Source organism: Maribacter corallii (assembly GCF_047345415.1).
Lineage (GTDB): Bacteria > Bacteroidota > Bacteroidia > Flavobacteriales > Flavobacteriaceae > Maribacter_C.
Genome location: NZ_JBLFEP010000011.1, coordinates 1 through 5,678, shown reverse-complemented (window position 1 = coordinate 5,678; position 5,678 = coordinate 1). Strand labels below are relative to the sequence as shown.

The window sequence follows — 5,678 nt, the reverse complement described above, 5'->3', positions numbered from 1 at the left end:
GGATTATGAAGCTCCTTCAAATGAAATAGAAGAAAAGTTGATAGGGATATGGAGTGATCTTTTGAAACTGGATAAAGAAGTCATAGGGGTAAATACCAACTTCTTCGACCTTGGGGGTGACTCTATGAAAACTATGATATTAAGAGATCGAATAGATCAAAATTTTAACCGATCACTTTCAATAGCCATTTTATTTGATTTACCAACAATTGCATCATTAGCAAATATGTTAGCCTTGGAGAATAAAGAGGACTCTATTGAATCCCGAATGATTGAAGAAGTTGAATTGAGAGATAAAATGCTAAATATGATTAATATGAGTGATGAGTAAATTTTACACCCTTCTAAAATTGTTTGGAACTCCAAATAGTACGCTTAATCAAAAATTTACAAACCACACCATAATAAGGGTATAACGGTTAAAGTTTTCAAATTGTTCTTTAAATCCTTATGTGAAATTATATTGATTTGCGATAATGTCATCCTAAATTGCTTTAGAAGAGAAATTCTTCTATAGTTTGTCTTATAACTTCATAATCCTTCAGTTATAATATTTAAAGGTTCTAATCTCAATTTTGATATTGGTAGCTCTTGCTTAGAGCCAATAGATGGGTTAATAGGATATTTATTACAGAACGTTAAAACGGGATGAAGGTCCTTTAGAGTGATAAAATAGTATTTCAAAAACAAATATGATTAATAGATCAAGAGCTTGGAACTTGAAGATATTAATAAAGGATAGTCGGATGTTTTATGTTCAGATTAATTGTATTCATATACCGCTTTATACTGTAATCCATATTCCAACCATTGTTTTAAAATGGACAAAAGACCTCCTAAATAGGTGCGTAATGCAAAATTAGATATCCATAAATTTTGTTCTTACTTATTGCAAAATCAAGAAAGTATTATATAGTCTTAGTCAATTGATTTAATCAAGAGACCTAATAAGGATTATTTGGGAAACAGAGTCTTTGAAGCCCTAGTGTATTTTTTAATCCAATTAACAGGTTAATATATTCTATAGAAAACACAAATAAAATTTGTGAAATAACTAATTGTTATGAAAATAAATAACGCTGAATCTTTTACAGGGTTTGAGATAGCTATTGTTGGTCTTTCGGGAAGGTTTCCGGAGGCCGATAATGTGCAACAGTTTTGGAATAATATGGTCTGTGGTAAAAACTCTATTGGTGAGTTTAGTGAGGAAGAACTAATCAATGCTGGGGAAGATAGGAAATCAATTGAACATCCAAAGTACATAAGGTTTGGGTCATATTTGCGAAGTAAAGAATACTTTGATTCTGGGTTCTTCAATTACATACCAAACGAAGCAGAGCTGATGGATCCCCAAATGCGTTTGTTCCACCAGGTGTGCTGGCATGCCCTTGAGGACTCCGGTTACGGCAGGAGAAAGGCGGACGATAAAATCGGGCTTTTCGCTGGGAGTTCATCTGGATTAAGTTGGACTGTTCATGCTTTGCTAAAAAACGGAGAAAAAAGTTTGGTGGATGATATTACTACTCAATTGTTGAGTAGTGTTACCCACCTCAGTTCGATGATAGCTTATAAACTTAATCTGAATGGACCAGTTATGTTTTTGCAAACAGCTTGTTCTTCATCTTTATCGGCGATACACGAAGCTTGTAATAGTTTGTTACTTGGTGAATGTAAGATGGCTTTAGCAGGTGGCGTTACACTTAATAATTTTTCCAAGAGAGGATATCTTTATCAAAAAAATTCTATTCAATCCGGTGACGGCCATTGCCGCCCCTTTGATGCGGGAGCCAGTGGTACCATATTTGGCGAGGGAGCTGGTGTGGTTGTGCTAAAACGTTTGAAGGACGCGTTGGCTGACAAGGATACCATCCATGCGATTATAAAGGGGTCGGCAATTAACAATGATGGAAATAGCAAAATTGGCTATACAGCGCCAAGTGTTAAGGGACAGGTTGAAGTTATTACGAAAGCCCTAAAGATGTCAAAGATACCGGCTGAGAGCGTCGGTTACTTGGAGGCCCATGGTACCGGTACCGTGTTGGGGGACCCTATCGAGGTCGAGGCCTTGAATCGTTCCTATGGCCGATCGGAAGTTCCTTATTGCGCCTTGGGTTCTGTAAAGGCTAACATTGGTCATTTGGATACGGCTTCTGGGGTTGCGGGGCTTATCAAGGCGGTACTTGCCCTTAAGAACAAGAAGATCCCACCGAGCGTCAATTTCGAAAAGCCCAACCCGAAGATCGATTTCAATGGGTCCCCTTTCTATATCAACATGGAGTTAAGGGATTGGACCAGGGGTGATCACCCTTTGCGTGCAGGGGTTAGTTCCTTGGGGATAGGTGGTACCAATGTCCATGTGATTTTGGAGGAGGCCCCTATGCGGGAAGCCTCTTCTTCTGGCCGAGCATGTCAATTGCTGACCGTCTCGGGCAAAACACCGGTTGCGCTCAAGGGCAATGTGTCCAATTTGATGGAGCATCTATCGAATAACGAGGATATGAAGCTGTCGGATATCGCCTATACGCTCAATGCCCGCAGGGAACCTTTCGGTTATCGGAGTACGTTTGTTTGTAAAAGCCATGAAGAAGCTATCGGGTCGCTGTCTTCCTTTTCAGGGGACCATGTTCCCTTACCGGTGACCTCTCGCAGAAAGAGCGTGGTCTTTATGTTCCCCGGACAGGGCTCCCAGTACGTTAATATGTGTTTGGGGCTATTCGAGAAAGAGCAGGTGTTCAGGGAGCATATGGAGGAATGTTTTTCGATAGTGTCTAGTCAATCTGGCAAGGATATCAGATCTGTTGTTTTCTCAAAAGATGGAGGTAAGCTCAATGAAACGGAATATACGCAACCGGCGCTTTTCATGATAGAATATTCACTTGCCCGCTTGTTGATGAGCTGGGGGGTACGTCCCGATGTTATGATCGGCCATAGTCTGGGCGAATATGTGGCCGCTTGCCTGAGCGGCGTCTTCACTTTGGAGGATGCCTTGCGCCTTGTTGTAAAGAGAGGGGAACTGATGCAAAATATGGAGAAAGGGTCGATGTTGGGCATACTGGTCTCCGAGGGGGATCTGGGGCCATACCTTAAAAAGCATAAAGGGGTTTCATTGGCCACGGTGAACAGTCCCACCTCGTGTGTTGTTTCAGGGTTAGATGCATCGATCGATAAGTTTAAGGAATTGTTGGATGGAGAGGGAATAACGAACAAGAAGCTTGATACTTCGCATGCGTTCCATTCCTCTATGATGGATGGTATGTTGGTAGAATTTGAACAGGCCTTTACAGGTATAAAGCTCGGTTCCCAACAGGTTCCCTTCATCTCCAACGTTACGGGTAGGATGGCGAAGGACGACGCTATTTCGGACCCAAGGTACTGGGTCGGCCAGCTTCGGGGCACGGTCAGGTTCTCGGATGGTATAAGCTCCCTTATGAACCGGGATGAAGTCTGTTTTGTAGAGGTAGGCCCTGGAAAAGCATTAGGTTCTTTTGTGGGGTCCAATACAGGTAAAGGGCCCGGTCACAGAATCATCACTCTTCTGGGCACTAAAAACGACAGTTTATTCTCTGTTACAAATGGATTGGGCAAGCTTTGGCAACAAGGCGTTGAAATTGATTGGGAAGGCTATTACCAAGGGGAGACCCGTCATAACGTATCTCTTCCCGGCTACTCATTCGAGAAGACCAAATATCCCGTGGACGTTGATGCAAAGGCTATGATCATGGATATGGTCTCGGACAAGTCCTTGCAAAGGAAAGAGCTATCCGATTGGTTTTACGCCCCTACTTGGCGTCTTTCAGGAATGGCATCCAAACCCATGGCCTTAGATGACAATCTTCGAACATTGGTATTTTCAGATGGACTAGGTATCGGGGAATCGATCATCGAGCATTTTTCACAAAACAATACGGAAGTGGTCACCGTTAGGCCCGGGAGTGGTTTTAAACAGGAAACGCCCAATACATATATACTCGATCCAAATGTTAAGGAAGATTACCTTCGGTTATACAAAAGTCTGGGTACCGCCAATATGCTCCCGGAGCGGATCGTGCATTGTTTGGGCGTAAGGGAGGACTTGGTCGATAGGGATGGCGAAGATGAGCTAAAGGGTTTTTATTTCTATAGTCTGTTGAACATGATCGAATCCCTTGAAGAACATAAGAACGCCCTGAAGGAAGTGACCGTATTGACAGATGGGCTCCATCCTATAACGGACAAGGGCGGCCCTTGCTCCCCCATTAAGAGCTTGGCTATTGGTTTCTTAAAGGTCCTCGGCCAGGAATACCCGACCATAACGACGGGCCATATCGATATTTCATTATCGGAGACTATCGATAAGGCCTTTATGTCAAAGCTTTTCAACGAGATTATGGATGCCAGCCCGGGAAAGGTTGTCTCTCACAGGAACTCATGCAGGTGGGTGCAGGTCTATGAGAAGGTCAAGATGGCCGAGCCTGCTTCAAAGCCACTTTTCAGGGATGGCGGCGTTTACCTGATTACCGGGGGCCTTGGGGGGTTCGGATATGCGGTGTCCGAATATCTTGGCAGGGAATTCAAGGCCAAGTTGATACTTCTGGGGAGGGAATCTTTACCATCCAGGGGTGATAGGGATCGTATGCTAGGAGCCGGTAATACACCTGAAGGGGTAAGTGAAAAGCTCAAAAAGATCAGGTCCATCGAAGATCAAGGGGGCGAGGTGTTATATTTTGATTGCGATATTTCCGATACCGAAAGGTTCTTGGAAGTAGTGAAGCAAGGCGAGGGGCATTTTGGTACCCTTAATGGTGTCTTCCATGCGGCCGGTGTTGTTAACGGCAGTTCGATGGACGCGATAGAACGTTTATCACGATCCGATTACGAGGCGCAGTTTTCTCCAAAAATATCAGGACTTCGAACCCTGTATGGTACATTGAAGGACAGGGACCTTGATTTTTGCATGCTTACCTCTTCGCTGGCATCGGTTCTTGGCGGCCTGAGGTTCGGTGCTTATTCAACGGCCAATACCTTCATGGATTACTTCGTTCAATTTCATAAAAGGCAAGGACGGTTACAGAACTGGGTATCGGTAAACTTTGACGGTATCGATTTCGGGGAGGGGCAGAGCGAGGAGATCAATGGCTGGGAGCTTCCGGAACTGATAAGTTATGCACTTTCACCAAAAGAGCTGCCCCAATTGGTTGTCTCGACAAAAGAACTTCAGCCAAGGCTGGACGATTGGATAAGCAAGGACAAGGTGTTGGAGGGAACAATATCCGGTGTTGAGATTGAGGAAGTCCCTGTTGATGAACTTGTAATCTCTGGACTGTCCCCTAATGAAAAGTTACTGATAAGGATGTGGGCCAACTTTTTCGGGAGGTCTGATTTTGATATAGACGATGATTTTTTCGAGATCGGCGGGGATTCCCTGAAGGCACTTACCTTGAGTGCGCGAATCAACAAAGAGCTGAATGTTAACCTTTCGTTATCGGACTTTTTCACGAACCCCACCATCAAGGGCTTGGCAGGTCTTCTGTCGGAACCGGGCGGTACCGGTCCCATTACAATGGAACATGTTTCGGTTCAAAAGGCCCCTTCAAGAGATTATTACGATCTATCGGCCGCCCAAAGGCGATTGTACTTTCTCTATGAGATGGACAGGTCCTCGTTGGCGTACAACCTGCCCCGACTTATCGAATTGAAGG

The 5,678-nt window shown here is 44.0% G+C and carries 2 protein-coding genes; both read left to right on the top strand.

Features of this window, described 5'->3' with window-relative positions:
- A partial coding sequence (locus tag ACKWCA_RS23815) for a phosphopantetheine-binding protein (protein ID WP_413980760.1) occupies window positions 1-331 on the top strand: 331 nt, incomplete at its 5' end.
- A gap of 732 nt (window positions 332-1,063) precedes the next feature.
- A partial coding sequence (locus ACKWCA_RS23810) for a type I polyketide synthase (RefSeq protein WP_413980759.1) occupies window positions 1,064-5,678 on the top strand: 4,615 nt, incomplete at its 3' end.